Origin of the sequence: Oceanobacillus neutriphilus, from assembly GCF_014645515.1 — a bacterium.
GTDB classification, from domain to species: Bacteria; Bacillota; Bacilli; order Bacillales; family Amphibacillaceae; genus Oceanobacillus; species Oceanobacillus neutriphilus.
This window is the reverse complement of record NZ_BMLW01000009.1, coordinates 74,378-98,594: the sequence shown is the minus strand read 5'-3', so window position 1 is coordinate 98,594 and position 24,217 is coordinate 74,378. Positions and strand designations below refer to the sequence as shown.

Sequence of the window (24,217 nt, the reverse complement as noted above, 5' to 3'; positions counted from 1 at the left end):
ATTCACCTGTTTTAGTAAATCAACAGTTTTTTCACTTGGCTTACTGAATTTTTATCTGTTTTGCAGTTGATGCCGGAGTTACCCGCATAACCGGGAACTTCTGCTGCAAATGATACTTTTCTGACATGGAACTAAAGATTTTGATCCTGCTGCTTCACTTGTTTCTTCACATTTTCAATATGCTCCATCTTGTTATTCCATAGTTTTATACTTAAATCAACAGGATATTCAGCCGGATAGTTTGTCCGTTTATATTCGTCCCAGAATAGCTGAAGCTGTTTTTTCGCATAATTTTGTACATGCAGTAAACTCGGGCATTCATAGACGATTTCGCCATTCACCACGATCTCATGATGCAGGTCAACTGCGTCAAAATTGGAAACCATTTTCTTATAATACGTATGAATTGGATGGAAAAGCATAATTTCCGCTTCCTGATTAGGGTCTTCATCCTCTAATGCCAGATAATCACCTTCCGTATGATGGTTCCCTTTATTAATAATCCGGTAAACTTTTTTCTTCCCTGGTGTTGTCATCTTTTCAGGGTTGCCAGATAATTTAATCGTATCGACCATTTCTCCTTGTTCATCCTCAATAGATACCAGCTTATAAACCGCTCCAAGCGCCGGCTGATCATATGCTGTAATCAGTTTTGTCCCGATTCCCCAAACATCAATCTGCGCATGCTGAGCCTGAAGACTTGCTATGGTGTATTCATCTAAATCATTGGAGACATAAATTTTTGCGTTGGTAAATCCGGCTTCATCCATCATTCTTCTGGCTTCCTTGGACAAATATGCCAGGTCACCGCTATCAATCCGAAGACCTTTAAAATCAATTTTATCTCCTAATTCTTTAGCTACTTTAATAGCATTAGGAACACCAGAATAAAGTGTATCGTAGGTATCTACTAAGAAGACACATTCACGATGACGCTCTGCATATTTTTTAAAGGCAACATATTCATCACGATAAGCTTGAACCATTGAATGTGCATGTGTACCAGATACAGGAATTCCAAATAACTTACCGGCGCGGACATTGCTTGTTGCATTGAAACCGCCAATATATGCTGCTCTCGTCCCCCATACAGCAGCATCCATTTCCTGTGCTCTTCGTGTGCCAAATTCCATTACCGGATGATCTCTGACCAGCTGTCTGATTCGTGAAGCTTTTGTAGCAATAAGTGTTTGGTAATTCACAATGTTTAATAAAGCCGTTTCCAACAGCTGTGCTTCTTCTAAAGGAGCTTCTACCCGGACAATCGGCTCATTCGCAAAAACAATTTCCCCTTCACGCATTGATTTCAAAGAACCTGTAAACCGGAGACCGCGTAAATGATCAATAAAATCTTCTTTATAGCCCAGGTCCTTTAAATAGGTTAAATCAGATTCACTGAAACGGAAATTGTGTAAATACTCGATGATTCTTTCTAATCCCGCGTATACTCCATAGCCGTTTCCAAATGGAAGCTTGCGAAAATACAAATCAAACACCGCATTGCGGTTATGTATACCATCATGCCAATATGTTTCAGCCATATTTATTTGATAAAGATCTGTGTGCAGCATTAAGCTGTCATCTATATAATTCATTTCCGATTTCCTCCTGTGGGTTTATATGTCTCCCATTCTATTACCAAATAGATGAGAAAACAATATTATCATTAAATCGATATAACTGAGATGGCCTGAATGAATTCCGTTCTGTTTTCTTTAAGTTCCCATTCGTATCGACAACCTTTTCCAGAAAAGGTAACTTAGGTGCTTTGCCAAAGAATACAGATGTATTTGTAATTCTGGAATGATCAGATACAGTCATCAGTACACGCTGTAATTCAGATAACGTAAATTCCTTGGGCAAAAAGTTTCTCGCGACTGTTGAATGGTGCATATCCCACTCAATCAATGACACAGCATCTGCAATTATTTTTTGATGGTCGAATGCTAAAGAGAGCTGCTTTATTTCTTCCAATGAGAACAACTCGACTTCCTCTGCATCATCCGCCGCCGCTCTACTTTCAAGCTGAAATTCCGGCACAATCGCATAATGTGCATTTGATATAATCCAACCGCGCGGGTCTCTTCCCCACGCATCATATGTTCCAAAATGCTTCAGAAAAACATGATCAATTCCTGTTTCCTCTTTTAACTCTCTTGCTGCTGCCTGTAAAGCAGTTTCCCTTCTTTTGGCATCAACAAACCCGCCGGGCAAAGCCCACTTGCCAGCTTCCATATTAGGGTTGCCTTCTGCATCTATTTTAGCCCTTTTGATCAACAAAAGCTTCAATATTTTCTTTGGAGGTTCTTTTTTACGCTGTTCTTTTGCTTCAGCGTTTTCAGAAACAATGGTAAATACAGCAATATCACTCGTATAACCATCCGGTGTAATGTATTTTGATTTATTCTCCATTTTGTATTTTTCACCTCCAATGAATATCACAATCAGTAATTTGTAATTTTATAATTACTAATTATTATAATCAAAAGAAAAAGAATGTCAAACAATTAAGAACAAAAAAATGGGAAGCATCTTTGCCTCCCATTTTTATCAATTAATCCTCCGCATATTTAACAACTGCATCATGTAAGAGAGAAACAATCTCTTTTCCTGCACGGTCATTATAATATTTTGCAAACCGTTCATCTGCTAAATACATTTGTACCAAGCCTTTATGCGCTTCTGCAGAATAATTCGGCCATGAATACATCAGCCATTCTTTATGAAGCTCATACACTTCTTCAGCTTCTGGAGCATTCAAATCTTTTGTTTTTGCTAATTGGTCCATTTTCGCAAATAATGCCTCTTCTATTCTTTGCATTTCCTGAAAATCCGCTTCGCTGAGGTTCATAAATTTTTCATTCGATTTATCAATTGTTTCCTTACCATATTTTTCTCTGATTTCTTCCCCATATAGTCTTTCATTCTCTTCCAGACGTTCTTTTTTAAATCCTGCAAATTTTTCTTCCGCTGTCATCATAATCTCTCCCTTTGTATATTGAATTGTTTTTCTCACAGTGGCTAACAATTGATTTAACTTTTCTTTCTCTGCTTCCAGTTTGCGCTGATGCTCCTCCAATGCAGTGAGTGTATGAAACGCTGGATCATCCAGTACCGATTGAATCTGCTCCAGCTTCATTCCTAAAGAACGGTAGAGAAGAATTTGCTGCAGCCTATTTAATTCTTCTTCTCCATAAATCCGGTACCCTGAATCGGAAAGCTCTGCAGGCTTTAATAAATCAATTTGATCATAATACCTGAGTGTTCGTGTACTGATACCTGACATATCAGCTACTTGTTTGATAGAATATTTCATTCCTTTTACCTCCCTTCAATTTCTAATATAGAGATTTACGCAGCGTAAAGGTCAAGGATTTTTTAATTTATACTAAAACCCATCTTAAATCAGCCTAAGATGGGTTTATCTTACCTTATTTTAAATAATTTCATTAAAAATTTGTCCGCCACTTAAATCAATAATCTTTAACCGGTTCGTATCTTTAATAAAAATCGTTTTGTATTTTTTCTGATTAGCATCATCACCAATAAATAAAATACGTTTATATGGATTATCCTCCACAACTTGAACAGAATCATTTCCTGTTGGAATTTGATTTTGAATCACTTCCATTTCTTTCAGTGCATCTTCCCCTGTTTCTTCTTCAAGAGTCATTACTTCATTATCTTCTGTAAGTTCTTCCGCTTCTCCTGTGTTAGCATAGATTCCTGTTAGTAATAATGCTCCTGCTGCTGTCGATAATAAAATTGTTTTCATTGGTAAAAACCTCCTTGAGCTATTAACAATTACCAGTTTACCTGACAGCCTCTTATAATGTCCTTAGAGAAAAATGAGAATTCGCTGAGAAAGCCTGGCGTTTATTTTCACGGGGACAGGGAAAAAGATAGTATACTTCTATTCTTTAACAACACTTCTGTCAAAAGAAAGTTCTAAAAATACTTTAAAACGCAGTAAACAATTCAAACTACCAACAAAGGCGGAGGAGCGACAATGAACAAAATATATGATGCTATTGGTATTGGAATCGGTCCATTTAATTTAAGTCTTGCTGCTTTAACAAATGATTTGCAAGAAGCAGACATTTTATTTTTTGAGCAGGAGGCTTCTTTTGATTGGCATCCGGGAATGCTGTTAGAAGGGATGGACTTGCAAACACCATTTATCGCAGACCTTGTGACATTTGCAGATCCTACAAACCGTTTTTCTTATTTAAATTATCTTCACGAGCATCATCGGATGTATTCCTTTTTCTTTTTTAACCGTTTCACCATTCCCAGAGAGGAATACAATACTTATTGTAAATGGGTTGCTTCAGAATTAAACAATTGTCAGTTTGGAAAATGTGTAACAGATGTGAAAGAGGAACCGGGTGAATTGTGTTATGCAGTTACAGTTCAATCCATAGAGGATAGCTGTGAAGAAATACATTATGCAAAACATATTATTTTAGGAACAGGCAGCATACCAAATATTCCAGAAGCATTACAAGGTTTCCCGGAGGAGGATATTACGCACACCAGCCGCTATACTTATTTTCAGAATGATTTCAGGCAAGGAAGCTCCATTATAATTGTTGGCTCAGGGCAAAGTGCATCAGAGGTATTTTATGATTTATTAAAGGATCAAAAAGACTGCGGATACGATTTAACCTGGTTTACGCGTTCCAGCGGAATTTTCCAGAAGGAGGATACTGGTCTGGGCAGAGAAGTATTTTCTCCTGAGTATATTGATTACTTTCATAATCTGGCAATGAAAGATCGGATGGAATCACTTGAAAACTTAAGTACTATCCGGAATGGGATTGATCCTAAGCTGCTGGAAAAGATTTATGAGCTGCTCTATAACCGCTCGATTGAGTCTTCTTTAGATCAGGTCACTATCCAGACTAATACTGCAGTAAATGCAATTGAAGCACGAGCCGATTCAAAAGGAGAAAGCTACAGCCTCCAATGTGAGCAATGGCAAAAAGGAGAAAAATTTAATTATCCTGCCGACAAAGTTATTCTTGCAACCGGATATAAACCGCATCTCCCAGAATGGCTGGACAATTTTCATGAGAAAATAGAATGGGAGGATGAAAAAAGTTTTCGCGTGACAGCAGATTATCGGCTTGTTTTTAAAGACTCCCGTAAAAACCAGATTTATACCTTAACAAATATTGAGCATTCTCATGGATCCAGTGCCACAAACCTTGGATTGTCAGTATTACGCAATCAAAAAATTATCAATTCCATTGCTGGCAAGGAAATCTATCCGACACCAAATCAGGCAGTCTTCCAGCAATTTGAAATGAAAAAATCATAATTACAAAAAAGATGCCAGGTGTGTTTCATACACATTCAGCATCTTTTTCTCTACATCAGATCCATTTCCAATCGGACCATATCTACCACCTGTATTCCGTTTTCAAATATCGGCTCATCATAATGACGCAAAAAGAAGTCACGATCAATGGACACCATCCGGAAACCGCATTTTTGATACAGTGCCAGCTGGGTAACTCCTGAATTACCTGTTCCAATTTCTATCGTACGGTAATTTTGCTTTTTCGCCTCCTGAATAGCGTGCATTACCAGCTGTTTTCCCCATCCTTGTCCATGATAATCTTCATCAACAGCGATATTTACGAGCTCCACTGTATCCGGCCTTGTCGGCAGAAGAACGTATACTCCAATAATCTTTTCTTCTTTCTCCAGCAGATAGCAAATTCCTCTTGATGTATATTCACGGACTAATCTTTCTGACGGATCTGCGAGTAATAACAGATTCATAGGCAATACATCTTCTGCAAGTAACTGACGAATCATATTTTCCACTCCTTTTTATGAAATAGACTTGTTTCTTTTCTGTAATTCTTCTAACATTAGGAATTATATATTGATTATAGTATACCAACTTTTTCAAATTCAAAGGAGCTTAAAATGGATGTTATCACTGTCGCCTTAACAGTCATGATGATGGGGCTTATTTTGTTCATTGGTGCATTGGTTGCCCTGAAAAATACAATTACATATGAAGCAAAACAACTGTTTATGAGCGTTATTATTAATGTTGCCGTTCCATTTATTATTTTAAATGGTGTGTTTAATACTGAATTAACAGATGACGTGTTACATCAGGTTGTTCTAATGTTTATATTCAGTGTCAGCTTTAATGTTTTAGCCGTTGGTATTTGTTTCTTATTCGGAAAAATCATCGGTTTTTCTATGACAAAATCAAAACAGCTCGCTTTACTTGCTGCTATCGGCAATTCTGGATTTATCGGCATTCCATTATGTGCAGCGATCTTCGGTCCAATCGGCGGTCTGCTTGCTGCTATTTTTGATGCAGGGCTGGATGTAGTTGTTTTCTCACTGGGGATCTATCTGCTGCAAAGTGAAGACCGTTTTGAATGGCGACATTTAAAAGCGCTTATAAATATGCCTTTAATTGCTATCAGCTTTGGACTGGTTTTTGCATTCAGCGGATGGGAGGCCCCAGTTTTAATGAAAGATTTGGCCGGTATGCTCTCTGCATTGGCTGCCCCAATGGCTATGCTTTATGTCGGTTTTAGTCTGCCAGACCTTTTCCGCAGCAAACAGCCTTTATTTTTCCGTGAATTGTGGATGCCTTTAGCGTGGAAACTGCTGCTGCTTCCTATTATATTTATGTTTATTCTCTCATTCTTGCCGATAGAGCTGATGCTTAAAAATATATTAGTAATCCTTGCATCTATGCCAACATTCATGCTCTCCGCAGTTCTATTTTCCCGCTATACGGATAAAGAACAGGATGCAGTCGTGACATCCGTGTTTTCCACCTTACTTGCTTTGGGGACTATTCCATTTATCGCTTGGCTGTCTACTTTTTGGATTGGTTGATGCATTGCCTGATATTTTCAACTGCACGTAAAAATGAAAGCAGACAGACATTTCACCTATGCCTGTCTGCTTTCATTTTACTTTTTCTTAATAATAAACCAATTTTTCGCGCCCATAATAAATACAATTAATAAACAAATTAATCCATTAACACAAAATCTACTGAAGGAACAGGTACGTTTGAACTGATTTATTTGTTGCAACAGAAAATAGAAAGCCGTTCTGCTAAAAGAACGGCTTTCTATTGAAAAGAAAAAAGCTGCTGCAGTAGTCACTCATCTGTCAAAAGAAACCGCTAGCCTTCTGACTGCATCGCCTCCTGTTTTGTACGTTCCACTGTGCCAAATGGATGATGGGGCGGTGCATAAATTGTATACAGCTTTAAAGCTTCATCTCCTGTGTTTGTTATATTATGCCACGTACCAGCTGGAACCATAATGGCGCTGTCCTCTTCCACACGCTGCTGAATGGTCAGGTTATCTTGCCGATTTCCCATCTGTACAGTTCCTTCTCCTTCTTCAATGCGTAAAAATTGGTCTGTATCCGGGTGTACCTCTAAACCAATATCACTTCCTACCGGGATACTCATCAATGTAACCTGCAGATGCTCTCCTGTCCATAACGCGGTACGGTAATTTGTGTTTGCTTCTGCAGCATTTTCAATATCAATAACGAACGGATTTCCACCATAATCAGTAACCCGGGAATACATTCCAGAGTCCTGTTGAGGTTCTAAATACCCTGCTAAATAATTCGCAATTTGATAATCTGTCATTGCAAGCTGATAAAGCAGCTGCCGGGAGTGAGGCTCATTTATTTGCTCACTTTTACGATAGTTTTCTTCATAGCCTTGCCGTGCATGCTCATAAACAGATGCAATACTCCCATTTTCTTCTTGCTTATACGCTGACTGCCGTGTATCTATCTGCTGTCCGGTGAAATGCTGATAAACCTGCTCCAGGCTTGCTGCTATTTGATTTTTAGATTGTACTGCATACATTATTCCCTGTCCGGAGGTGTCCTGTCTGAACGGCTCCAGTACTTGAAAATACATAGGAATTAACGAGGCTTCACGCTGCAGTGTTTCCTCTACCATATTAGCTGTCTGTTCATCATAGGCATTTCCCTGATTTAAATTTGGATTCATTCGATTCATTTGCTGCTGATACAAAGGATTATAATACATTTTGGTTTGTTACCTTCCTTTCCTTAATCTCTTATCAGCATATGACTATAAATTAAAAATGGAACCCAGAAAAATTGAATAATCATGGTATCAGAAAAAGAGAAGATACCAGCAAATATCTTCTCATGCCCTTTTATTATTCTCTTTAAATTTTATTTATACAGTACTTACTATTCATGCTTATATATTTCTAAACCTCTCTCTTTCAGCTTATTTCACTTTAACCTCAGTATACCTTGATCCTGGTACCGGCAGACCTAAATGCCCGCGTAATGAGATATCCTTATATTCCTCTCTAAATAACCCGCGCTGTTGAAGCACTGGAATAACTTCATCTACAAACTCGGTTAAGCCGCTTGGCAGAGTTTGAAACATTAAATTAAAACCATCCGCTCCTTCCTTTACAATCCACTCCTCCAGCTGATCGGCAATCTGTTCCGGGGTACCGAAAATTGTCCAGTGCCCCCTTGAGCCGGCAATCCGCTTATAGAGCTGTCTGATTGTTAAATTCTCTCTTTTGGCTAATTCTATAATCAACTTCCTTCTACTTTGGTTTCCGTTAGTTTTTGGAATATCCGCAGGAAGCCGGTCGTCCAGTGAATAATTAGAGAAATCCATTCCCCCAAGATAATCAGATAAAAAATCAAGTCCGACTTCAGGGACAATCAAATCCTGTAATTGCTCATATTTCTCTCTTGCCTCTGCTTCTGTTTTACCAATAAAGGGCGAGACACCAGGCATTATTTTTACTTCATCCGGATTTCTGTCGGCTTCAACAACCTTTCTTTTCACTTTTTGATAAAAATTCTGCGCATCCTCCAGTGTCTGCTGGGCAGTAAAAATTACATCCGCAGTTTTTGCTGCCAATGTTGTACCTGCTTCTGATGAGCCTGCCTGAACAATCACAGGGTGGCCCTGCGGAGAACGTGAGGAGTTCAACGGTCCCTTTACATAAAAATACTTTCCTTCATGATTCAGTGTGTGCAATTTATCGGAATTAAAATAAACTCCGGCGTCCTTATCCCGGATAAAAGCATCTGGTTCCCAGCTATCCCATAACCCCTTCACCACTTCCACAAATTCATCTGCACGCTCATAGCGAAGATCATGCGCTAAATGCTTCTTTTTGGTAAAGTTATTCGCCTCATGCTCATAATAGGACGTTACCACATTCCATGCTGATCTACCATTACTTAAATGATCCATGGAGGAAAATTTTCTGGCAATATGAAAAGGTTCATTATAGGTCGTAGATGCTGTTGCAGCAAGCCCTATTTTTGATGTGACTACAGCTAAAGCCGGGAGCAGCGTAAGTGGATCAAACCGGACGATTTCAGCCGGATGTGATAAGCGATTAAAAGACAAACCATCACTTAAAAAAAGCATATCCAGCTTTCCTTTTTCTGCTATTTTCGCAATCCCCCGGTAATATTCAAAATCTTCAAAACCGTCTGCCGGCACTTCAGGATGTCTCCATGAAGCCATATGATGCCCTGTTCCCATCAGAAAGACACCTAAGTTTATTTGCTTCTTTGACATTTTTTCAGCTCCTCCTTACTCATTCTTTTGATAAACCGGATTCCATTTAAGCAGTTTGCCTTCTAATAGTTTTGCTAAAGAATCTGCCGCCTTTCCTAAAATCGCATATAAAAGTATCGCCAAAACAACAATATCAAGCTGCATAAATTCCCGGGCGTTATTGGACATATAGCCGATACCGGATGAAGCTGCGATGGTTTCGGCAACGATTAATGTTACCCACATGGTTCCAAGCGCATATCGAATACCTACCAATATCGAGGAAAGTGCTCCTGGTAAAATAATTTTGGAAAATAGATGCCATCTCGATAATCGATATACTTTTCCCATTTCTATTAATCCTTTGTCTACCGAACGAATGCCATGATAGGTGTTAATATAAATAGGAAAAAATACTCCAATGGCTACTAAAACAATCTTGGATTCTTCTCCGACACCAAACCATAATATAATCAGCGGAATCAAGGCTAAATGTGGAATATTACGAAGCATTTGGACCGTTGTATCCAAATGCTTTTCTGCAAACGGATAAACTCCATTTAACATACCAATGATGATGCCCAGCCCTCCACCAATGACGAAGCCTATAATAGCCCGGCTGAAGCTGATATAGATATGTGTCCAGAGATCTCCGCTGGCAGCCATAGAAATACCTGTTTGAACCACTTCCAGAGGTGGCGGCAGGATGCTCCCCGAAATAGATTCATTCATTGCAAATAGCTGCCACCCCGCTAAAAGAAGTGCAGGGATAATCCACGGCGCTAAACGATTATAAATATTACCGGATGTCTCTTTCAACTGCTTCACTTCCTTATATATTAAATTCAACCATATTTATTGGCATTCTATTCACTGTCCGGGTTCCAAATATAATCAGAAAAATTGATTTCATTTTCAATTAAACCGATATCCAGTAAATCCGCTGCTTCTATTTCTAAATCCTCTATTGCCTGATCATCCATAAACTGGGCATCTGACTCTTTTTTATTTAATACTGTTTCCCATGTAGCCGCAGGAATTTGCGTCTCCCCTTCCAGCAATTCTGATGCTTCTGATGGATCTTCATTAATCTCCTTACCAACCTTCGCTAAATGTTTAACATATAATTCAACTACTTCCGGATCCTGATCAATGAATTCTGTTGTCGCAAAATAAAAGGATCTGTATGGGACAATATTTTCTGCCGTATGCAGGATTCTGTTTCCTCTGGCTTCAGCATCTGCGAAGTATGGGTCCCAAACGACCCAGACATCGATTTCTCCTTTTTCAAAGGCCAGACTGGCATCAGGAGGGTTTAGATTGACTGTTTCAATATCATCCATGGATAAATCTGCTGAACCCAGGAGCTTGATTAACAGGTATTGGGCAATGGAAGCATTATTATACGCAACCCTTTTCCCTTTTAAATCCTCCAATGATTGAATAGAAGAATCTTCACTGACTAATATCCCTTCTGTTTCTGGAGCAGATGGTTCACTGGCAATATATTGAAAGTCACTCCCCTTATCAAGTGCAAAAATAGACGGAATATCTCCTGCATTTGCTAAATCAATACTTCCTGCGTTTAATGCTTCCAAAATAGAACTCCCCGTATTAAATTCTGACCAGGTAACCGTATAGCCTAACTCCTCCAGCTCCTCTTGAAATTCTCCGCTATTTTTTAAGGCTAATGTCGGCCCTCCTTTTTGGTAGCCGATATTAACCTCACCTTTTGCTCCAGAGGCTGAGCTGCCGCACGCTGCTAAAATGAGTGAAAGCATAGTTATTAAAAATAAAATGAGTATGTGTCTATTCTTATGATGATTCAATAGATTTTCCCCTTTCTTTACACAGTCTGCCTGGAAGAAATAATTTCATGGACCTTAGGAATAACTTTTTCCCCAATTTCCTGAATGGTTTCCAAATGTGGAAAACCTCTTAACAATACTTTATCAAATCCTAAATCAGCATATTCTACAATTCTTTCTGCTACCTGATCAGGTGTGCCGACAAGCGCAATGGAGTTTCCGGATAATACTTGGGTTAACCCGGCCCATAAATTGGGTCCAATTTTAAAATTATTTTTTCTCCCATCCTCCATTAATTGATGAAGCCTTTTTACACCAATGGATTCACCCTTTGACGCGGCATCACTTTTTTCATTCAGAAGATTTTCCTCTGTTTTGCTCAGAAGTCTGTCAGCATTTTCAAAAGCTTCTTCTTCTGTTTCTCCTAACACAACTTGAAAAGAAACACTGTAGCTTAATTCACGATTATAATCTGCAGCACGTTTTTTCATTTCCTCAATTCGTTCCTTGGTATTTTCCAATGTTTCTCCCCAAAGCATGTAAACATCTGACTCTGCCGCAGCTACATCTTTTCCAACATTTGATGCACCGCCAAAGTATATTTCCGGTATTTCTTCAGGTTTTGGGAATAAGGATGCTCCCTTTAATTGATAAAATTCACCATCATGATCAAACTGTTCTTCCGTGAATAGCCGTTTTAGTATTTGAATATATTCACGCGTTCTCTTATATCTTGTTCCATGATCCAGAAAGTCTCCATCTGCCGCTAAGTCTGTCGGTGATCCTCCAGTTACCACATTGACCAAGGCTCTTCCTCCCGACCAATAATCAACCGTTGCAAATTGCTTGGCAAATATGGTTGGCTGTATAGACCCTGGACGAATCGCAAAAAGGAATTTCAAACGGTCCGTTTGTCCGACCAGATTTGCAGCTACAGCTAAGGAATCTAAGCAGGATCCTCCGGTAGGCAATAACAGGGTTGAAAACCCGCCTTTCTCTGCTGCTTGAGCAATATCTCTAATATATTCAAATGTCGGCTGCCGTTCCGCAGCTTCATCTGTTCCTGACCATGCATCAACTTTTCTGCGTGATGAATTGTTGTTTACCGCTCCTACGAATTCTCCATCTCCGGAAGTAGGTGCCATTGTAATAAATTCAATCATTTTAACCCCTCCATTTGTATTTTTAAAGGACTTTACCCTCTATGCTTTGCTGATATCGTTACTTACTCTCCACTTTTCTTAATCTGGGTTCATACTGATGAATCCGTACTTTTCCAAGAACATTCGCCAGTAATTCTTCCTCCAATTCTGCAAACGCCGGATTCAATCGATTTCGTGGCCGTTGTAAATCAACAGGTAAATCCAGCTTTACCGCGCCCTCTTCAATTAAAATAACGCGATCTGCAAGTGTAATGGCTTCATTCATATCATGGGTAACAAGAATTGCTGTAAATTGCTGCTCCAGCCAAAGTTCTTCTATAAGCGACTGCATTTCCATTCTTGTCAGCGCATCGAGTGCTCCCAATGGTTCATCGAGAAGCATTAGCTTCGGTTTCGATGCCAATGCTCTTGCCAGAGCAATACGCTGTTTTTGTCCACCTGATAAAATAGCCGGCCAATCCTCTGCTCTTTGTTCCAGGCCAACCTGCTGCAAAGCCCAGTATGCACGATTCTTCCAGCCTTTTTCTAATCCTAATCCAACGCCTGTGTTCTCCAGAACAGACAACCATGGTAATAATCTTGCATCCTGAAACATAATACGCGCCTGGTCATTTAACCCTTTTAATGCATGCTGGTTCTGTTTAATTCCTCCCGCAGTTGCCTTTTCAAGTCCAGAAATATGTCTTAGCAATGTACTTTTTCCGCATCCGCTCTTTCCGACGATGGCAACAAATTCACCAGATTTGATATTTAAATTGATCTTTCGTAAAACAGCTAGATGTCCATATGATTTCTCCAGTTGATGAATGTGTAACTCAACACCTGCATTTTGAGCCACTACGTTTCCTCCTTTGTATCCCTCTTGTTAAAAGCTTGGAGCAATCTCGTTTTCCGGTAATTCTGTTTGACTGCCCAACTGATTGGTTTTGATTTTTTTTACAAATTGTTCGTATGAAATGATTCCCTCTAATTGAAAAAATCGGATCCCATCATTTTTCGCCTTCTCATAGGATAATTCACAAAATGTCTGTGGAGGGGCAACAAAGGCTGTTGCACCTTTTTCTTCAGCAAACTTTAAAACTGCACCACGTCTTCCTTCTTTTAGATGAATTGCCGGATTTTCAAAATCTTCATATGTGCTTTTCTCCGAATCATAAATACGGATTGTTGCCCCTTCAATAATGGGTACAATTAATTTTATTTCGTTTAGTACAACAGCGATAAGCATGATTTCCTCTCCTTGGTTAATTAAATGGATTTACTCTACGAAACTGGCTTCAACACTCTTTTGTAACGCTTGATCGATATCTGCTTTGATATCCTCCACATCTTCCAGTCCTATTGATAATCTAATTTGTTCTTCTTTAACTCCTGCTGCGAGCTTTTCTTCAGGTGATAACCTTGCATGTGTTGTACTCGCTGGATGAATCACCAGTGTTTTGGAATCACCAACATTTGCCACATGAGAAAGTAATTTCACAGAATCGATAAAGGTTTTCGCAGATTCATATCCGCCTTTTACTCCGAATGTAAAAATAGATCCTGCCCCTTTTGGCAAATAGGTTTTCGCAAGTTTATATTGTGGATCTCCTTCTAATGTTGGGTAATTGACCCATGCAATGAAATGATGATTCACTAAATATTCAGCAATCCTCCGGGTGTTTTCAACATGCTGTCTCATTCGAACAGATAATGACTGCAAGCCCTGAATAAATAACCAGCCATGAAAAGGAGATAATGCCGTCCCAAGGTTATGCCCGAGTTCGAAGCGGGCTTTCGAAATAAACGGACTTGCACTGGACAGTTCAACATACGATTGATTATTTAAAGCTCTGTTCGGTGTTGTAAATTCAGGGAAGTTTCCATTACTCCAATTAAAGCTTCCGGCATCAATCATAATTCCGCCAATAGCTGTTCCATTTCCACCAATAAATTTCGTGGCAGAATGAACGACAATATCTGCTCCATACCCGATTGGCTTTTGTAAGTATGGCGTAGTGAAAGTAGCATCAACAACTAACGGAACGCCATAGGCATGAGCAGCCTTGCTAAGTGCTTTTATATCAGCAATCTGTAAGCCGGGATTACCGATTGACTCTGTAAAAACAGCTTTTGTCTTTTCAGTTATTGCAGCTGTTACTTCCTCAATATTTGTGCCGTCTACAAAACGAACCGTCACTCCAAAGCGTGTAAATGTTTCTGAGAAAAGGTTATATGTTCCGCCATATAATGCGTTTGTTGTTACAATCTCTTCTCCCGCTTTAGCAAGTGTTAATAAAGCTATTGTGATGGCGGATTGTCCGGAAGAAACAGCAAAGGCTTCAATTCCGCCTTCTAAACCGGCTAATCTTTTTTCTAAAACACGATTGGTTGGATTCGCGTTTCGGGAATAGATATATCCTTCTTCCTGCATCTGAAAAAGAGAAGCAGCATGATCCGGACTTTCAAACTCATAAGATGTTGTCTGATAAATCGGCACCGCCCTTGCATGCGTCAAAGCATCTGATTCTTGACCTCCATGCTGTGCAACTGTATTAAAATTTGGTGTACCCTGTTGTTCGTCACTCATTGCTCTTCTCCCTTCTATTTACACATTCTAGAATTCACAATTTTTAAATATTTTTTCTTAAAGTAAGATTTTCACCTGTTTTTTACTAATTGATTTTGTAAAATACTCTACTTGCTTCGTTAATCGTTCCAGCGCATCTGTGTGTACAATAGGATTAGCTGCATTTCTTTTATCAATCTGGCTATCTACGAAATACACACCTTTTAAATTCATTCCCTTTAGAGAAGCCAGCAGCGGTTTTAATGTATATTCCATCGCCAGTAAATGAGAGGTGCTCCCACCTGTCATTAATGGCAATACCGTCTTATCCTCTAATACATCCTGCGGGAGTAAATCTACTAAGGCCTTTAAAACTCCAGAATAGGAAGACTTATAAACAGGTGTTCCAACGATAACCCCCTTTGCCCCTTTGATAAGAGAAGTTATCTTTTGAATAACAAGACTGTTAAATTCCCCATTAAATAATACATCCTGCGGTACATCTCTGACAGATATGTGTGTTACAGAAAACCCCTTCTCCTCAAGTGTTGAACCGATATATTTTAAAACTGCATTTGTACGGGATACTTCAGAGGGACTTCCAGAAAGTACGACAATTTCACTCATCTATTTCATCCTTTCCATTCATTTTCGTATATCCGTATTTAGTATATTTTTAGAAACCTGGACTTCATGGCGCTTTTTCAGGAACACCCTTAAACAGTTTTATAAAAAAATAAAAAGACATCTTTCATCCGATAACATGTATTATCGAAATGGAAGATGCCTTTAGTTGTCTAATGGGCATACATAATATTCATTTTTTAAGAACGGTTTTTCACTAAGGAAAAACGCTTCTTCTCAGTCGTATCTATTTGCGTAATTTTTCCGTCATGCACGGTAATAACTACTGAACCATATTCCAGTTCTTTCAATGCGTTTAAAATATGGTCTAATTTTACATCATCAATTTTTACCAAGCCAGCTCCCCCCTATTTAAGAAATGTCATGAAAAATAAATAAATTCATTAAACTTCTGTTTTCCACATTGCGAAATCTCTCAAATCATGAGCTTAAATATACATGCCTTTGGTAGCCCAATCAGCAATTAAAAAACAAAAATCCCACCTCTAAATAAGAAAAGGGTTGAAACAGCAAGGCTCACTTACTCTTCTTATCTATCAAGCTAAACACTTGCAGGAATTGGCACAGTACTTGCGTAAGTCTGTTGCCGAGGCTTCATCGGGCCAGTCCCTCCGCCTCTCTAGATAAGATATTATTCCGAGTGGTTTAATTGTGTTTATTAGTTTACATACTATTTTTGAGAATGTCAATCCTTATTTTTAAACTTTGGAAATTTAAAATGCTATGGCTGCCTATAACTAAGAAAGTACACCTATATATTCCCTCATTATAAATAGAAAAGCTCTTGTTCAAAGGATCACTTAATTTCCCCTGCATTAAAATAGGTCAATGCTAAGATATTATTCTAAGCATTGACCTATAGCAGACCCGTCATTCATTATTATTTGATAGATTTATATATAATAACATTACCAACAGAGCCTTCTTATAACTTCTTCTTTTTTATTTTGTCGTTAAGTAAAAACTAAAAGTGCCTTCTAGCTTTTCTCCTTCTTCTCTGCCGCAACCATTAAAAACATCGGTCTGCGCAATTCATGCTTCATTTCAGGTATCTTTTTAAGCATCTCCTCAGAAGGCGCGGATTCTTCCACTTGCAAAATCTCAAATCCAGATTGTATTAAACCATGCATAAACGTAGACACAGTACGATGATATTTTGTCACCGTTTCATTTAAAAAGGATGCTTCCCGTTTTCCTTCTATCTGATAATTATCCACTGGCCAATACAAAGGCTCGTTATCAGTTTTATCATAAATCCAGTCCTGCTCTTTTCTTGCTGTAAAAATAGGATGCTCTACAGAAAAGACAAAACTTCCACCTGGTTTTAAAATCGTATATACCTTTTCACAAACACTATCAAATGATTCAATATAATGAAACGCAAGTGAGCTGATAACAATATCCATGGATGCTTCGGGGAAATCCATATCCTCGATAGCCTGATGCAGATACGTAATACCGGAATCATTGGTCAGTTCTTTTGCATGCGTGAGCATCCGTTCAGATATATCAGTTCCTGTTACAGATTCTGCCCCCTGTTCTCTGGCATAGCGGCTGTGCCAGCCAAATCCGCAGCCTAAATCTAAAACATTTTTCCCTTTGAAGTCTGGCAGCATTTCTTTTAAAATATGCCACTCTCCGGCTGCTTCCAGCCCTTTCTTAGATCTGTCCATTTCTGAATATGCCTGAAAAAAATGATTATCATCGTATTTATTTTGTTTCATTGCTTAACTTCCTCTCCAGCATAAAGTGCTATGCTAAAATTCTGTGCAAATAGCCCCTTTAAAAACGTAAAAAAGCATATCTATTGAAAACATGCTTGATATTGATAAAACTATGTAGTTCCTGACAGCAACCTTATTCAAACTTAAAGTGCGATAAGGTATACCGTCAGAATAAATATTTTGAAACATTCTTTTTGAAGATAATTTAAATCGAATCACAGAAGAAGATGATATAGAGGATAAAGAGCAGCTATCGTAAATTATAAAATTTTCTCATATCTGCAATGGTCATGATTGGTTCCTTTATAATCGTAGCCAAAACCTCTATAAATTTGATTAAGCTTTTTATTGCTTTCTACACAGTCTAACCGAATCCGGCGCATTCCCTGCGTTTTTGTATAAGCTTCCATCCATTCGACAATCGGTTTTCCGAGGCCCCGTCCAATATGATCATGATCTACGGACAGGCGATGCATATAAAAGGCATCCTCGCTGGATTGCCCCCAGATATTCTTATCCCAAGGAGTCTGCATTTCATTTAACGTAAATGTAGCAATAATCTCGTCTCCTTCTTTAACAACAAAGGTAGACCCGTCTTCAATAGACTGCCTTACTTCTGGATCTTCCTCATCCTGATCAAGGAACTCCCACTGTTTTAAACGACTTTTCTTTAACCATGTTGTAACACCTTTTAACAGCCGGAGTATGGACTTCATATCTTCTTTTTGCGCAACATGCACATGCAAGTCTTGGTTAATGGATCCAACTTTTTCTGACATAAATCTACCTCCTTATATCCTTTGCTATATATTCGACATAAAATTAAGAAATTCCTTCTTTTCATATAAAAAATTAATATTTCTATTCTAATTTTTTGTTTATTACTCTGTAATCTGCTGACTATTCCTTGACTTTATTACGAAATTCAATTTGCTTAACGATACAGAACTTTACAATCTTTGATCTTGCTCCCTCTCTCATATCGATAAACTGTAATGCAGTTTTGTAAAATTGATTATGCTGTTTCATAACGTTAACAATTTTCCCATTAAATTCTACTTTACCCTGCTCAGTATCTGTCTTCAAGTATAATATACCTTTCACCGCGTCTCCTTCTTCCAATATTTTTGACTCGGAAAGAAAAGCTGCCCCGCCTCCGCTGATATCATGGGTAGTAATTTTCAGCTTTTCCCCTTCTTCTTCATTTGAATCTTCAGCAGGAGGCAATACCAAAGTCATTTCTACAGCTGCCTTCACCCGGAAAAATTGCCTTCTTTGCACTACTTTTATTGAATCCCTCGACGGTTTCGTCATTATTATTTTCCCATTATCATGACGATTTATTCTTGAGCAAAAACTGCACAGTCCTTTTTGATCATCATGAAAATAAACAGTAACATCCAAGTCATTTTCAATAAGCATTGGGACGTTTTGCTTATTTGCAGGTCTTTGAATCAGCAAATCAGTTTCATGTCGTATGAGCTGAGTGAAATATGTTTTTTTATCTGATGTTATAATCTCCAGCATCTGACCAGTCCAAAATTCTGTATAAGTTTGTTCATTCATAAGAATTAACCCCTTTTCTACATATGCTTAATTGTCCATCCATTCATTTTATGTAGTTTCTCTCTGAAAAATTTCAAGCCTTAATAAAAACCAATTTCTGTATTTTTTATAGATCCAACAAAAAATTCCTCGAAAAATAAATAATAAGTCATCATTTATTATGATCTATATTTAAAAATAGGTCTTTAGACAGGACTACTATTACCTAATTATAACGTTTTTTTAGAATTTTTGTAATGATATTTCTAATTTTTATTATTAATTTTGTTATAAAATATCGTCTGCTTAATTGGATTTGTTGTCATGGCTATCGTAACGTATATACTAGAGATACAAGAACTGAAAAAAAGATTGGTAGTGATCATTATGAAGAGTAAAATACTGTTTAGAGCTGATGATTTAGGGTATTCAGAAGCAGTAAATTACGGTATCGAAAAATCTGTCAAGGATGGTTTAATTTCCAGTGTCGGAATCATGGTAAATATGCCTGCCACACAGCATGGAGTCAATTTAATTAAGGAAGAGTCTGTTGCATTCGGTCAGCATACAAATATCTGCGCCGGCAGACCTTTGGCAGATCCGGAAAAAATTCCGTCTTTAGTAATGGAAAATGGTTATTTTAAAACTTCCAAAGAATATCGTACTGCCAAAGAAGATTTTGTTGTCTTCGAAGAAGCACTGATTGAGATTGAAGCACAATATGATAAGTTCATCGATTTATTCGGCAGGAAGCCGGATTATTTTGAGGGTCATGCTATTGCAAGCAATAACTTTTTTAAAGCATTAGAGCATTTTGCTAAGACACATGGATTAACGTATTCTGGATTACCCACAGGATCCAGTCCAAATGATCTTACTGATAATGATTCCTTTATTATGGTAAATGATACGAAGGTATATCTGATGATGGAAAGTATGCAGGCAGATTATAATCCTTATCATACGTTGGAAAAACTACTTGATAATTTGCACGAAGATGGCGTGGATATGCTCATTTTTCATCCCGGCTATTTAGATGATTATATTTTAAATCATTCTTCTTTGCTGATTCCCCGGACACAGGAGGTTGCTATGCTGACGGATAATCGTGTCAAGGAGCAATTAAACGAAAAGCATATTGATTTAATTTCTTACAAAGAGCTGTAATTAGAACGAAAAAAGTTTCTCCAGCCGCTTAACACTACAATTACATTATAAAAAAGCGCAACACTCCAGCTTTAAAACATAGAGTTTGCGCTTCTTCCTGTATCTTATTCCTAATTGAACAAATCTATTAACCTATCCCAAAATCCTTTGCTTTCTTCTTCCTCTTCTGCTTCTTCTGTAGCTTCTTCTGGCTGAATACTATCCGTTTGAATAACAAACTGAACAGAGTTTGTCTTTTCATCATTCTCTTCAGAAACGAAAGACACCGGATCATAATCTGACTTATCGTACTGAGATATCATTTTGTCAATTTCCTCCTGCATTTCATCAGGAATATTTTGCGTGGCATCATACAGCTGACTGGTTCCGCTCTGCAATTCATCTGCTCCGGAAGCAAGTTCATTGCTGCCTGTTGCTGATTCACTGATTCCGTTATGAATATCTGAATAAGATGTGCTGAGCTCATCTACACCATTTGTATAACCTATCAGTCCTTCGTGGAACTGATTATAATTATCTGCCATGGTATTCACGCTTGTTATAAATTCATCCAATCCCTCATCAATATCTATTTGACCGACAGATTGTTCTATCTCATCTGCGAAACTTCGGATTGAACCGGAAATTTCACTGGCAGAGTTTTGAAATTCAGATAATGCCGGCTCGACCGCCTCAAACGATTCTGCAGATTCATTATAGACAGCTAAAGCACTTTGTGCAGCTTCATACGTTCCTGCCAGCTCGTCGATAATCTCTGAATCTATCTCACTATCGTATAAAGCCTGGAAATCTTCTTCCGTTAAGGTTGCTTCCGGTATTTGATCCATTGCTGTTCTCAATGCTTCCTTCGCATCCCCATAGCCTGTCGTCAAAGTATCTATTTCATCCGCTAATGTTTCCATTCCCGCAGCCATATCTGAAGCAGCTTCTGTCATACTGCTCAGCTGATCTACTCCGTCAATTCCGGTAATCTGACCGACTTCTTCCTGTATTCTCTGAAAGGCATTATTAATTTCTGCCGATGCACCTGTTAATTCAGCGCTGGAATTGTTTAACTCATTTAAACCATTTTGGAATTGGGAAGAGCCATTCTCCAAATCTGTTAATCCTCCTGAAAATGCCCGGATACCATCTCCAAGCTCACCAACACCCTGATCAATTTCACCAATGGCATCTGTTAAGCTTTGAAACTCCTCTGTAAGTGCATCGGTATCTGGACCATCTACAGAGACAGATGATGGCAGAGCAGATATTTCCATTCCGTCCAGCTCAAATTGATCTGTATCTGCATGAATCGTCAACGTCTCCTCCTCACCCGGCATCACCGTAAATGCAATCTGCTTATTTTTTCCTGCATTTGCAAGGGTTGCGTTCTCTGCTTCAATATTATAAAAGTGATCCGTATTCAGCGGCTGGGATATTTGCAGCATGTAGTTATCAAAGAAGTCAGCCCCTGTATCTCCATTCTCTTCTACCTTTATTTCTATCTCTACTTGACCAGATTCACCAATAACTGTTTTCGGGTCTACTTTTTCCCCATCCAAATAATATTCAATTGTAAATTTCCAGGGCAGTTCTTTGGAAATGTTTCCTTGATAATAAAAATTATCTGCCGTCGCTTCCATACGGACAGTGTCCCCGTCCTGTTTGATTTCACTGGTATCTGTTAAGTTCTTGACAGATTCATAGTTTCCAAAGTCTTCAATCATTCCTGTTTTATTCAATTCAAATGCATTCACAACGTATATATTTTCTAATGCTCCGCCCGTCTCTAAATTCGCATAAATAACCTCGTTCTTTTCCTTAATTTCTCCCTCTTCATTCTTCTCCTCTGATGACGCAGCCAAAACAGCTGTATTTAAAAAAGGAATAAAGAATAAAGCCAACGCGAGCCAGAGCCATTTAATTGTCCTTCTCATGTTGTTCTTCCTCCTTATCAAACTTCAAACGTAATGATGTTTTTTGAAGTAATGTATCACTATAAACCAGCAATGCCGGCAATAATGTGATAACAAGAATAAACGCCAGTAATGCCCCTCTCCCAAGCAGAAGACCAATAGAGCCTACAATTGGATTGGATGATGTCATCCATAGAATAAATCCGACGCTGGATAAAATGGATACAGAGACCGCTATGGAGAAAATTTTATCATCCAATGTTTTTCTCATCGCTTTCCATTTTGGCATATAGCGGCGATAATTTTTATAAGTCTCCGTCAATAAAATCGCATAATCCACGGTTGCTGCCAGCTGTACAGTACTGACAATCAAATAACCAATGAATACAAGTGGCGTCCCTGTAAAATAAGGAATCGCCAGGTTAATCCAAACTGCGGCCTGAATAACCAGCAGCAGAATAACCGGGAAGGAAATTGACTTGAAATTAACTAATAATACAACTCCTACACCAATAATTGTTAAAATATTTACAAGCTGATTATCTTTGGAAACAATATCTCTCATATCATACAAGGATACACTTTCCCCCGATGTTAAAGCATCGTCTCCATAATACGACGCAGCAATGTCCCTGACACCTTCTACAATTGCAAAAGGAAGTTCTCCCTCTGTTCCAGCCTCTGTATTAATAATAATCCGGCTGTAATTTTCCGAAAGAAATTGCTCTGTCGCATCATCTTCCAAAAAGTCCTGCGGAATTGCAGTTCCTACCATGGTGGCGTAGCTTGTAACAGACGACACATAGTTCACATTCTCCAGCACTTGCGTCATCTCTTCCTCTTTACCAATATCATTATTAGGAACAAGCAGCACAATCGAAGTGGATTCACCAAAGACATTTTCAATTTGCTGAATATCTGCGCCCAGCCTGGAATCTTCCGGCTGTTCTCCCATACCATAAGTAAACGACGTACTGTTTTGCGCCAGAAAGCTTGGTATAATTAATAAGAGAACCAGAATTAAAACTGGAAGCCTTAATTTTAATAATTTTTTCCCTGCTCCAGTAAATCTTGTCGGGACAAAGACCCGGTGCTGCGTCTTATCAATCCAGTGATAAAATAACAGCGTAAATGCAGGCAGAAAAACAATAACGCTGATAAAGCTTAAAATAATTCCCTTAACCAGATTTAGCCCGAGATCAGAGCCTATTTCAAAATTCATGAACATAAGAGCCATGAATCCGAATATAGTCGTCATAGCACTTGAACTGATGACCGGCCACGATTCTTTAATGGCCTTTTTCATTGCCTCTCCAGGCTGATATTCTTTATTCCGGTAATCCTGAAAGCTGTGCAGCAGAAATATCGCATAATCCAGAGAAACAGCAAGCTGCAATATAGGGGCGACCGATTGCGTCACAAATGAAATTTCACCGATGAATACATTTGTCCCTAAGTTAATCAGAACCGAAACACCGATTGCAGTCAGGAAAAAGACCGGCTCCATCCATGAGCTTGTAGAAAGGATAAGAATAATGACAATAATCGGAATTAAAAGCACGGCAGCGTACATGCTTTCTTTTCCTGTCATTTCCTGCTGTGTCGCTGTATTTACTGCCTCTCCAGAAATTGCATTCTCCTCACCAATTAAATTATAAATTTCATTTGTTGCCTCGACTTCTCTACCACTGGCTATGGTAACTGAGAAAAGCGCCTTTTCTTCTTTATAATATGCCTCAACAGTATCCGTATCTGCTGCTTCAATCGGCGTCCGGATATCTACCACATCATCCAGCCATAGAACCTCTGTCACACCGTCTACTGCTTCCAGAGCTTCTTTATACTCTATTGCCTCTTGAATGGAGACATCCTCCACCATTACTCTTGCATTCGGAATACCCCCGGCGAATTCCTCCTCCATCACTTCTAAAGCCTGAGTAGATTCTGCTTCATCCGGCAGGTAATCCTGCATATTATAATTCACATCCACAAACAGAATCCCGGCCAAAGAACAGATAGTAAGGACCGTAAAAAAGATGACGATTGTCTTTTTAAAACGAATAATTATATTTGCCACTGTCATTCCCCATTATCTTGTTGATTTCATCCATATAATTTAATATTATAAAGACACAC

23 protein-coding genes and 1 riboswitch are annotated in these 24,217 nt (G+C 38.6%); of the genes, 3 read left to right on the top strand and 20 right to left on the bottom strand.

Annotated features, from left to right (window positions below):
• Nucleotides 1-131: 131 nt before the first annotated feature.
• The 4 genes from IEX29_RS15470 to IEX29_RS15455 form a co-directional block, all read right to left on the bottom strand.
• Nucleotides 132-1,595: a nicotinate phosphoribosyltransferase gene (locus tag IEX29_RS15470; protein ID WP_188735263.1), complete on the bottom strand. Its 1,464-nt coding sequence runs from the start codon at nucleotides 1,593-1,595 to the stop codon at nucleotides 132-134.
• A 40-nt stretch (nucleotides 1,596-1,635) separates the two neighbouring features.
• The gene (locus tag IEX29_RS15465; protein WP_188735262.1) at nucleotides 1,636-2,412 is read right to left on the bottom strand and encodes an NUDIX hydrolase; all 777 of its coding nucleotides are present in this window, start codon (nucleotides 2,410-2,412) and stop codon (nucleotides 1,636-1,638) included.
• 142 nt (nucleotides 2,413-2,554) lie between these two features.
• Nucleotides 2,555-3,316 (bottom strand): MerR family transcriptional regulator, encoded by a 762-nt coding sequence (locus IEX29_RS15460; RefSeq protein ID WP_188735261.1) that lies wholly within the window; start codon nucleotides 3,314-3,316, stop codon nucleotides 2,555-2,557.
• Between the two features lie 120 nt (nucleotides 3,317-3,436).
• Nucleotides 3,437-3,775, bottom strand: a complete 339-nt coding sequence (locus tag IEX29_RS15455) for a hypothetical protein (protein ID WP_188735260.1) — start codon at nucleotides 3,773-3,775, stop codon at nucleotides 3,437-3,439.
• A gap of 234 nt (nucleotides 3,776-4,009) precedes the next feature.
• On the opposite strand from IEX29_RS15455, the gene IEX29_RS15450 reads away from it, so the two are divergent.
• Entirely contained in the window at nucleotides 4,010-5,323 is a 1,314-nt protein-coding gene (locus tag IEX29_RS15450; protein ID WP_188735259.1) for a lysine N(6)-hydroxylase/L-ornithine N(5)-oxygenase family protein, read from the top strand.
• A 50-nt stretch (nucleotides 5,324-5,373) separates the two neighbouring features.
• On the opposite strand, the gene IEX29_RS15445 is transcribed toward IEX29_RS15450, so the two are convergent.
• A complete protein-coding gene (locus tag IEX29_RS15445) occupies nucleotides 5,374-5,826 on the bottom strand; it encodes a GNAT family N-acetyltransferase (RefSeq protein ID WP_188735258.1) in 453 nt (150 codons plus the stop codon).
• Nucleotides 5,827-5,940: 114 nt separating this feature from the next.
• Here IEX29_RS15445 and IEX29_RS15440 point away from each other — a divergent pair, with 114 nt between their 5' ends.
• The gene (locus IEX29_RS15440) at nucleotides 5,941-6,879 is read left to right on the top strand and encodes an AEC family transporter (RefSeq protein ID WP_188735257.1); all 939 of its coding nucleotides are present in this window, start codon (nucleotides 5,941-5,943) and stop codon (nucleotides 6,877-6,879) included.
• 295 nt (nucleotides 6,880-7,174) lie between these two features.
• Here the strand turns inward: IEX29_RS15440 and IEX29_RS15435 are convergent, their stop codons facing one another.
• The 13 genes from IEX29_RS15435 to IEX29_RS15375 all read right to left on the bottom strand — a co-directional run bounded on the left by IEX29_RS15435 (nucleotide 7,175) and on the right by IEX29_RS15375 (nucleotide 19,037).
• On the bottom strand, nucleotides 7,175-8,065 hold the full coding sequence (locus IEX29_RS15435) for a cupin domain-containing protein (protein WP_229720248.1): 891 nt from the start codon (nucleotides 8,063-8,065) through the stop codon (nucleotides 7,175-7,177).
• A gap of 210 nt (nucleotides 8,066-8,275) precedes the next feature.
• The gene (locus IEX29_RS15430; RefSeq protein WP_188735256.1) at nucleotides 8,276-9,604 is read right to left on the bottom strand and encodes an LLM class flavin-dependent oxidoreductase; all 1,329 of its coding nucleotides are present in this window, start codon (nucleotides 9,602-9,604) and stop codon (nucleotides 8,276-8,278) included.
• 15 nt (nucleotides 9,605-9,619) lie between these two features.
• Entirely contained in the window at nucleotides 9,620-10,402 is a 783-nt protein-coding gene (locus tag IEX29_RS15425) for an ABC transporter permease subunit (RefSeq protein ID WP_373290683.1), read from the bottom strand.
• A gap of 47 nt (nucleotides 10,403-10,449) precedes the next feature.
• Nucleotides 10,450-11,412: an aliphatic sulfonate ABC transporter substrate-binding protein gene (locus tag IEX29_RS15420; RefSeq protein WP_229720247.1), complete on the bottom strand. Its 963-nt coding sequence runs from the start codon at nucleotides 11,410-11,412 to the stop codon at nucleotides 10,450-10,452.
• 17 nt (nucleotides 11,413-11,429) lie between these two features.
• A complete protein-coding gene (locus IEX29_RS15415) occupies nucleotides 11,430-12,554 on the bottom strand; it encodes an LLM class flavin-dependent oxidoreductase (RefSeq protein ID WP_188735255.1) in 1,125 nt (374 codons plus the stop codon).
• A gap of 58 nt (nucleotides 12,555-12,612) precedes the next feature.
• Complete coding sequence (locus IEX29_RS15410; RefSeq protein ID WP_188735254.1) at nucleotides 12,613-13,392, bottom strand: ATP-binding cassette domain-containing protein; 780 nt, start codon at nucleotides 13,390-13,392, stop codon at nucleotides 12,613-12,615.
• Nucleotides 13,393-13,419: 27 nt separating this feature from the next.
• Nucleotides 13,420-13,782 carry a NifB/NifX family molybdenum-iron cluster-binding protein gene (locus IEX29_RS15405; RefSeq protein ID WP_188735253.1) on the bottom strand — a complete coding sequence of 121 codons (363 nt, stop codon included), beginning with the start codon at nucleotides 13,780-13,782 and terminating at the stop codon, nucleotides 13,420-13,422.
• Between the two features lie 30 nt (nucleotides 13,783-13,812).
• The gene (locus IEX29_RS15400; RefSeq protein ID WP_188735252.1) at nucleotides 13,813-15,123 is read right to left on the bottom strand and encodes an O-acetylhomoserine aminocarboxypropyltransferase/cysteine synthase family protein; all 1,311 of its coding nucleotides are present in this window, start codon (nucleotides 15,121-15,123) and stop codon (nucleotides 13,813-13,815) included.
• Between the two features lie 57 nt (nucleotides 15,124-15,180).
• A complete protein-coding gene (gene ssuE, locus IEX29_RS15395; RefSeq protein ID WP_188735251.1) occupies nucleotides 15,181-15,729 on the bottom strand; it encodes an NADPH-dependent FMN reductase in 549 nt (182 codons plus the stop codon).
• 197 nt (nucleotides 15,730-15,926) lie between these two features.
• A complete protein-coding gene (locus IEX29_RS15390; RefSeq protein WP_188735422.1) occupies nucleotides 15,927-16,073 on the bottom strand; it encodes a YezD family protein in 147 nt (48 codons plus the stop codon).
• A 200-nt stretch (nucleotides 16,074-16,273) separates the two neighbouring features.
• Nucleotides 16,274-16,377: riboswitch (SAM riboswitch) on the bottom strand.
• Nucleotides 16,378-16,724: 347 nt separating this feature from the next.
• Nucleotides 16,725-17,471, bottom strand: a complete 747-nt coding sequence (locus IEX29_RS15385) for a class I SAM-dependent methyltransferase (RefSeq protein ID WP_188735250.1) — start codon at nucleotides 17,469-17,471, stop codon at nucleotides 16,725-16,727.
• A 260-nt stretch (nucleotides 17,472-17,731) separates the two neighbouring features.
• On the bottom strand, nucleotides 17,732-18,250 hold the full coding sequence (locus IEX29_RS15380) for a GNAT family N-acetyltransferase (RefSeq protein WP_188735249.1): 519 nt from the start codon (nucleotides 18,248-18,250) through the stop codon (nucleotides 17,732-17,734).
• Between the two features lie 121 nt (nucleotides 18,251-18,371).
• A complete protein-coding gene (locus IEX29_RS15375; RefSeq protein ID WP_188735248.1) occupies nucleotides 18,372-19,037 on the bottom strand; it encodes a flagellar brake protein in 666 nt (221 codons plus the stop codon).
• Between the two features lie 366 nt (nucleotides 19,038-19,403).
• Here IEX29_RS15375 and IEX29_RS15370 point away from each other — a divergent pair, with 366 nt between their 5' ends.
• Nucleotides 19,404-20,183 (top strand): ChbG/HpnK family deacetylase, encoded by a 780-nt coding sequence (locus IEX29_RS15370; RefSeq protein WP_188735421.1) that lies wholly within the window; start codon nucleotides 19,404-19,406, stop codon nucleotides 20,181-20,183.
• Nucleotides 20,184-20,293: 110 nt separating this feature from the next.
• On the opposite strand, the gene IEX29_RS15365 is transcribed toward IEX29_RS15370, so the two are convergent.
• Nucleotides 20,294-22,102 (bottom strand): methyl-accepting chemotaxis protein, encoded by a 1,809-nt coding sequence (locus IEX29_RS15365; RefSeq protein ID WP_188735247.1) that lies wholly within the window; start codon nucleotides 22,100-22,102, stop codon nucleotides 20,294-20,296.
• Nucleotides 22,086-24,164: an efflux RND transporter permease subunit gene (locus tag IEX29_RS15360; protein WP_188735246.1), complete on the bottom strand. Its 2,079-nt coding sequence runs from the start codon at nucleotides 24,162-24,164 to the stop codon at nucleotides 22,086-22,088. Before IEX29_RS15360 ends, IEX29_RS15365 begins: the two co-directional genes overlap by 17 nt.
• Between the last annotated feature and the right edge of the window lie 53 nt (nucleotides 24,165-24,217).

Coding starts and splice junctions, on each gene's coding strand:
- ssuE (WP_188735251.1), bottom strand. CDS start 15,729: ATGAGTGAAATTGTCGTACTTTCTGGAAGTCCCTCTGAAGTATCCCGT.
- IEX29_RS15360 (WP_188735246.1), bottom strand. CDS start 24,164: ATGACAGTGGCAAATATAATTATTCGTTTTAAAAAGACAATCGTCATC.
- IEX29_RS15430 (WP_188735256.1), bottom strand. CDS start 9,604: ATGTCAAAGAAGCAAATAAACTTAGGTGTCTTTCTGATGGGAACAGGG.
- IEX29_RS15440 (WP_188735257.1), top strand. CDS start 5,941: ATGGATGTTATCACTGTCGCCTTAACAGTCATGATGATGGGGCTTATT.
- IEX29_RS15450 (WP_188735259.1), top strand. CDS start 4,010: ATGAACAAAATATATGATGCTATTGGTATTGGAATCGGTCCATTTAAT.
- IEX29_RS15435 (WP_229720248.1), bottom strand. CDS start 8,065: ATGTATTATAATCCTTTGTATCAGCAGCAAATGAATCGAATGAATCCA.
- IEX29_RS15470 (WP_188735263.1), bottom strand. CDS start 1,595: ATGAATTATATAGATGACAGCTTAATGCTGCACACAGATCTTTATCAA.
- IEX29_RS15405 (WP_188735253.1), bottom strand. CDS start 13,782: ATGCTTATCGCTGTTGTACTAAACGAAATAAAATTAATTGTACCCATT.
- IEX29_RS15365 (WP_188735247.1), bottom strand. CDS start 22,102: ATGAGAAGGACAATTAAATGGCTCTGGCTCGCGTTGGCTTTATTCTTT.
- IEX29_RS15460 (WP_188735261.1), bottom strand. CDS start 3,316: ATGAAATATTCTATCAAACAAGTAGCTGATATGTCAGGTATCAGTACA.
- IEX29_RS15465 (WP_188735262.1), bottom strand. CDS start 2,412: ATGGAGAATAAATCAAAATACATTACACCGGATGGTTATACGAGTGAT.
- IEX29_RS15375 (WP_188735248.1), bottom strand. CDS start 19,037: ATGAATGAACAAACTTATACAGAATTTTGGACTGGTCAGATGCTGGAG.
- IEX29_RS15415 (WP_188735255.1), bottom strand. CDS start 12,554: ATGATTGAATTTATTACAATGGCACCTACTTCCGGAGATGGAGAATTC.
- IEX29_RS15445 (WP_188735258.1), bottom strand. CDS start 5,826: ATGATTCGTCAGTTACTTGCAGAAGATGTATTGCCTATGAATCTGTTA.
- IEX29_RS15370 (WP_188735421.1), top strand. CDS start 19,404: ATGAAGAGTAAAATACTGTTTAGAGCTGATGATTTAGGGTATTCAGAA.
- IEX29_RS15380 (WP_188735249.1), bottom strand. CDS start 18,250: ATGTCAGAAAAAGTTGGATCCATTAACCAAGACTTGCATGTGCATGTT.
- IEX29_RS15400 (WP_188735252.1), bottom strand. CDS start 15,123: ATGAGTGACGAACAACAGGGTACACCAAATTTTAATACAGTTGCACAG.
- IEX29_RS15385 (WP_188735250.1), bottom strand. CDS start 17,471: ATGAAACAAAATAAATACGATGATAATCATTTTTTTCAGGCATATTCA.
- IEX29_RS15455 (WP_188735260.1), bottom strand. CDS start 3,775: ATGAAAACAATTTTATTATCGACAGCAGCAGGAGCATTATTACTAACA.